Here is a 1,868-nt window from a genome sequence, read left to right on the forward strand (position 1 = left end):
ATGCGGTTTTACCGTTATTAAATACCGGTGCTCGAGTGCCAGTGTGTGGATTAATTTCGCAGTATAACGCGACTTCGTTACCGGATGGTCCTGATCGTTTGTCATTACTGATGGGCACTTTGCTGGTTAAGCGCATTAAGATGCAAGGCTTTATTATTTTTGACGATTATGGCGACAGCTATCCAGAGTTTGCCAAAGATATGGGCCAATGGCTTGGTGAAGGTAAGATTCAATATCGTGAACAAATTGTCGATGGTCTTGAAAATATGGCCGCAGCCTTTATTGGGCTACTAAAGGGCGAAAATTTCGGCAAGGTTGTGATTAAAGTAAACAATCCTCTGTAATCTAATTGATTACAGTTAAACAAACAGTATTTAAGGAATCATCATGAAAGTATTAATGGTATTAACGTCACACGATAAATTAGGCGACACAGGTGAGAAAACCGGTTTTTGGTTGGAAGAATTAGCGGCGCCATACTACACATTTACTGATAAAGGTGTTGAGGTTGTTTTGGCTTCACCTAAAGGTGGTTTACCACCATTAGATCCGAAAAGTGATGAAGCTGATTTTCAAACTGACTCAACACGCCGTTTTGCCACCGATGCTACAGCGCAGGCGTTACTAGCCAATACTCATACTTTGGCATCAGTTAATGTAGCAGATTATGATGCGGTATTTTATCCAGGCGGTCATGGTCCATTATGGGATTTAACTAATGATAAAGACTCTATTGCGTTAATTGAGCAGTGCTACAAAACAGATAAACTTTTAGGTTTAGTATGTCATGCACCAGCTGCACTTAAGTACCCTAAAAAGCCAGACGGAACCCCACTTGTTGCCGGTAAAAATGTCACTGGTTTTACTAATGGTGAAGAAGAAGCAGTACAGTTAACTAACGTTGTACCGTTTTTGGTTGAAGATATGCTACAGCAAAATGGTGCAACCTACTCTAAGGGTGACGACTGGCATCCGTATGCGGTAGTTGACGGTAAACTCGTTACCGGTCAAAACCCTGCATCGTCTGAGCTAGTGGCTGAGAAAATGTTAGCTTTATAAAGCTAATAAGCTGCTTGGTTAAGTGGTTGCACTTAACGTTAACTCGAAATAACAGAATAAGTTGATTGATAAAAGCAAACCCAGTGAGTTGTTGATTGGGTTTGTTTTTTTACTCACTAACAGTACCAGGATGGCTTAATGATTAAACTACATCATTTAAATAAATCACGTTCAAAACGCATAATTTGGTTATTAGAAGAATTGGGAGTGGACTATGAGCTGGTTGCGTATCAGCGTGATGCAACCACATTTTTAGCGCCAGAATCGTTAAAAGCGGTTCATCCATTAGGTAAATCACCAGTATTAGAAGCGAGCGGTTATACCATTGCTGAGTCGGGCGCGATTACCGAGTATTTAATTCAAACCTATGGCGCTGATAAACTGATGCCAGCAATAGGCACAGCAGATTATATCGATTACTTACAATGGATGCATTTTGCTGAAAGCTCGGCTGCTTTGCCATTATTACTGAAAATCTTTGTTAAAATGGATGGCGCAGACACTCGCTTTATCGGTGGATATGCCGATGCAGAAACGGCAAAAGTCATCAGCTATGTTAATGACCGTTTAGACGGTAAGTCATATTTAGTCGGTAACCGTCTTAGCGGTGCAGATATTATGATGTCGTTTATTGCAGAGCTTGTTGGCCAAAATGGTGAGTTTGACAAGTATCCTAATATTGCGAAGTACTATCAACAGCTAATGAGCCATGCATCATTTAAAAAAGCCATGCAGATAGAAGCTGAACACGATCGATAATGATTAGATTGTATCGGCACTAAAAAGACGAACTGAGTTCGTCTTTTTTC

Annotated in this window: 2 protein-coding genes and 1 pseudogene; all 3 read left to right on the forward strand. The window is 40.5% G+C overall.

The features are described from left to right. Positions 1-344 (forward strand): annotated as a pseudogene (locus tag CXF78_RS15955) (NADP-dependent oxidoreductase); the annotation flags it as partial. 43 nt (positions 345-387) lie between these two features. Continuing rightward, positions 388-1,059, forward strand: a complete 672-nt coding sequence (locus CXF78_RS15960) for a type 1 glutamine amidotransferase domain-containing protein (protein WP_219622085.1) — start codon at positions 388-390, stop codon at positions 1,057-1,059. 138 nt (positions 1,060-1,197) lie between these two features. Beyond that, complete coding sequence (locus tag CXF78_RS15965) at positions 1,198-1,818, forward strand: glutathione S-transferase family protein (protein ID WP_102037336.1); 621 nt, start codon at positions 1,198-1,200, stop codon at positions 1,816-1,818. Positions 1,819-1,868: the final 50 nt, after the last annotated feature.

This window comes from Shewanella sp. 11B5 (assembly GCF_002836795.1).
Lineage (GTDB): Bacteria > Pseudomonadota > Gammaproteobacteria > Enterobacterales > Shewanellaceae > Shewanella > Shewanella frigidimarina.

What these genes read in the sequence shown, in the direction of transcription:
- CXF78_RS15960 (WP_219622085.1), top strand. Translation starts at nt 388, where the DNA reads ATGAAAGTATTAATGGTATTAACGTCACACGATAAATTAGGCGACACA.
- CXF78_RS15965 (WP_102037336.1), top strand. Translation starts at nt 1,198, where the DNA reads ATGATTAAACTACATCATTTAAATAAATCACGTTCAAAACGCATAATT.